The sequence below is a fragment of the Streptomyces sp. genome (assembly GCF_036566765.1).
In the GTDB taxonomy this organism is placed as follows: domain Bacteria; phylum Actinomycetota; class Actinomycetes; order Streptomycetales; family Streptomycetaceae; genus Streptomyces.
In genome coordinates this window covers 1-3,508 of sequence record NZ_DATCVQ010000117.1, presented here as the reverse complement: position 1 = coordinate 3,508, position 3,508 = coordinate 1, and the positions used below count along the sequence as shown (strand labels likewise).

The window sequence follows — 3,508 nt, the reverse complement described above, 5'->3', positions numbered from 1 at the left end:
CGCGGCGTGGGCGGGGGTGCTCAGGGCGAGCGGGGCTATCACGAGGGAGGCGGCGCAGAGCGCTCGCACGGTGTGTCGGATCATGCGATCAGTGACGCACGGTGCAAATTCGCTCGCAAACCGTCACTGGACGATGTGGTCCGGTCGAGTCAACCTGCCGCCCGAACGGCCGCCGTCGCCTTGCGCGCCGCGACGAGCACCGGGTCCCAGACCGGCGAGAACGGTGGCGCATACCCCAGGTCGAGGGCCGTCATCGCCTCCACCGTCATCCCCGCCGTCAGCGCCACCGCCGCGATGTCCACCCGCTTCGCCGCGCCCTCCCGGCCCACGATCTGCACCCCGAGCAGCCGGCCCGTACGCCGCTCCGCCAGCATCTTCACGGTCATCGGGGCCGCCCCCGGGTAGTAGCCGGCCCGGCTCGTCGACTCGATCGTCACCGTGACGTACCGCAGCCCCACCTCGCGGGCGTCCTTCTCGCGCAGCCCGGTCCGGGCGATCTCCAGCTCGCAGACCTTGCTCACCGCCGTGCCGACCACGCCCGGGAACGTGGCGTACCCGCCGCCCACGTTCGAACCGATGACCTGGCCGTGCTTGTTGGCATGCGTGCCCAGCGGGACGTACCGCTCGCGGCCCGACACCAGGTCGAGCACCTCCACGCAGTCGCCGCCCGCCCAGACGTTCGCGTGGCCGCGCACCCGCATCGCCAGGTCGGTCAGCAGCCCGCCGTGCCCGCCGAGCGGCAGCCCCGCCGCCCGCGCGAGCGTCGTCTCCGGCCGGACCCCGATCCCGAGGACCACCACGTCCGCCGGGTACTCGGCGTCCGCCGTCGCCACCGCCCGCACCCGGCCGTCCGGGCCCGTGAGGACCGCCGTCACCTCGGCTTCGCCGACCGTCGTGATGCCCAGACCGTCCATCGCGCGGTGCACAAGGCGGCCCATGTCCGGGTCCAGGGTGGCCATGGGCTGCGGACCCCGGTTGAGCACCGTCACCTCGTAGCCGCGCTTGAGCAGCGCCTCGGCCATCTCCACGCCGATGTACCCCGCCCCCACCACGACCGCCTTCCGGCCGCCGTCGGTCTCCAGCGCCGTCAGCGAGTCGAGCAGTGCCTGGCCGTCGTCCAGGGTCTGCACCCCGTGCACGCCCGGGGCGTCGATCCCCGGCAGCGGCGGGCGCACCGGGCGCGCCCCGGTCCCGATCACCAGCTTGTCGAAGCCGGTCCAGGACTCGGCGCCGCTGTCCAGGTCGCGGGTGCGCACCCGCTGACCGGGCACGTCCAGCTCGGTCACCTCGGTCCGCATCCGCAGATCGATGTCCCGGGCCCGGTGCTCCTGCGGCGAGCGCGCGATCAGCTCCTCGCGCGCGGGGACGTCGCCGCCGACCCAGTACGGGATTCCGCAGGCCGAGTACGAGGAGAAGTGGCCGCGCTCGAAGGCGACGATCTCCAGCTCCTCGGGGCCCTTGAGCCTGCGGGCCTGCGACGCGGCGGACATGCCCGCCGCGTCGCCGCCGATGACGACCAGTCGCTCGCTCATGCGAACACGCTACGTCGGGGCGGGGGTTCAGTCCTCCTTGGGAGCGGGCGCGGCGGAGGCTCCGTCAGGTCGGGGCGCGGGCACGGGGGTCGGTCCGGGCGTCGGCGTCCGAGTCGGCGTCCGCTTCGACAGGCGCGGGCGGAGCAGCCAGCGCCAGGCCGCGTACAGCGCGAGCAGCACGGCGAGCCACGGGGCGAGCGCCGCGAGCACGATCGCCAGCCAGGTCAGCGAGGTCACCAGCGCGCTCCAGCCGCCGTCGAGAGCCTCCAGCAGGCCGGGGGTGTCGTCCTCGGGCTGCTTCGGCGTCTCCCGCTCGGTCAGCTCCAGGGTGATCGTCGCCATCGTCGTGCGGTCCTTCAGCGACGCCTGCTGGGCGAGCAGCGACTCCAGGTCCGCCTGACGACGGCTCAGCTCGCCCTCCAGAGTGACGACGTCGCTCAGCTGCGTCGCCTTGTCCATCAGCTTGCGGACCCGCTCGACGCTGGCCCGCTGCGTCGTGATCCGGCTGTCCACGTCCACGACCTGCTCGGTGACGTCCTTGGCGTCCGCCTTCCGGGAGATCAGCTTGCCCGCGCCGGCGAGCCGGCCGAGCACGGAGTCGTACTGCTCCTGCGGGACGCGCAGCACCACGCGCGAGGTGACGTGGCTGTCGTCGATCCGCTCGGTGGTCTCGTTGGAGACGTGCCCGCCGGCCCGCGCGACGACGTCACGGGTCGTGAGCAGGGCCTTGGGGGCGCTGGCGACCTCGACGTACAGCTCGGCGGTGCGGATGACGTGCTGACGCGCCACCGCCGGGGTCTTGGAGCCCGCCGGCTTCTCGGGGCCGGAGGCCGTGTCCCCCGCCCCTTCCCTGGGAGCGCCCGCCGCCCCCTCGGCCCCCTCGGCCCCCTCGTCGGCGGGTTTCTGTGCGGCGAGGCCCTTGCTGTCCGCAGCGGACCGGGCGTCGTCGCTCGCGCCGCAGCCCGCCAGGGCCAGCGACGCGGCGAGCAGCGCCGCCGCGACGATCCGTGTTCTGCGCATGAGATCCCCCCAGGGATGGGTGCCGAATGGTGCCCCTTCGACGTGCGGGGCCCTTGTGCGGGTTGCCCTTTCCCGGTAGCGATGCGGTCACGTTCCGGACTCGGAACGGGCGGCGGGACGCCCGCGTCGGCATGGGGGTCCCCCTGCTCGAGCGCAGCCGAGAGCTCGGGGGAGGGCGGCGTTTGAGAGAGTGGAGGCATGAACGCGGACACACGCACGGACGCCCCGGCGCCGGCCGGCCGTCATGTCGTCGTCGTGGGCGGCGGCATCGCCGGACTGGCCGCCGCGCACCGGCTCGTGACGGCTGGCGTGCGGGTGACGCTGCTCGAAGGCGGCGACCGGGTCGGCGGCAAGCTGCACGCCGGGGAGATCGCCGGCGCGCCGGTCGATCTCGGGGCCGAGTCGCTGCTCGCACGCCGCCCCGAGGCCATCGCCCTCGCCCGCGCCGTCGGGCTCGGGGACCGGATGCTCGCGCCCGCCACGACCACCGCCTCCGTATGGAGCCGGGACGCGCTGCGGCCCATGCCCAAGGGACACGTCATGGGCGTGCCCGGGGACGCCGCCGCGCTGACCGGGCTGCTGTCCGAGGAGGGCCTGCGCCGGGTCGGCCGGGACCGCGAACTGCCGCCCGCCGCCCTCGGCGAGGACGTCGCCATCGGCGCGTACGTCGCCGACCGGATGGGCCGCGAGGTCGTCGACCGGCTTGTCGAACCGCTCCTCGGCGGCGTGTACGCGGGCGACGCGTACAAGATCTCGATGCGGGCCGCCGTGCCCAAGCTCTTCGAGGAGGCCCGCGCCCACGGCACCCTCGGCGAGGCCGTCCGGGCCGTCCAGCGGGCCGGCGCGGCGACCCCGTCCGACGCCGCCGGCGCGGCCACCGGCCTCGGCGGCTCGGCCTTCCTCGGCATCGAGGGCGGCATCGGCGTGCTGCCGGGCGCGGTCGCCGACGCGATCCG

Annotated in this window: 3 protein-coding genes; 1 reads left to right on the top strand and 2 read right to left on the bottom strand. The window is 74.8% G+C overall.

The features are described 5' to 3' along the window. Positions 1-149: 149 nt before the first annotated feature. Together VIU94_RS06250 and VIU94_RS06245 are read right to left on the bottom strand one after the other, a co-directional pair. Positions 150-1,532, bottom strand: coding sequence for an FAD-dependent oxidoreductase (locus VIU94_RS06250; protein ID WP_331908407.1), 1,383 nt, complete (start codon positions 1,530-1,532; stop codon positions 150-152). Between the two features lie 27 nt (positions 1,533-1,559). Beyond that, entirely contained in the window at positions 1,560-2,552 is a 993-nt protein-coding gene (locus VIU94_RS06245) for a DUF4349 domain-containing protein (protein ID WP_331908405.1), read from the bottom strand. Between the two features lie 198 nt (positions 2,553-2,750). Here VIU94_RS06245 and hemG point away from each other — a divergent pair. Beyond that, positions 2,751-3,508: protoporphyrinogen oxidase (hemG, locus tag VIU94_RS06240; protein WP_331908403.1), on the top strand; the 758-nt coding region annotated here is incomplete at its 3' end.

What these genes read in the sequence shown, in the direction of transcription:
- VIU94_RS06245 (WP_331908405.1), bottom strand. Translation starts at nt 2,552, where the DNA reads ATGCGCAGAACACGGATCGTCGCGGCGGCGCTGCTCGCCGCGTCGCTG.
- VIU94_RS06250 (WP_331908407.1), bottom strand. Translation starts at nt 1,532, where the DNA reads ATGAGCGAGCGACTGGTCGTCATCGGCGGCGACGCGGCGGGCATGTCC.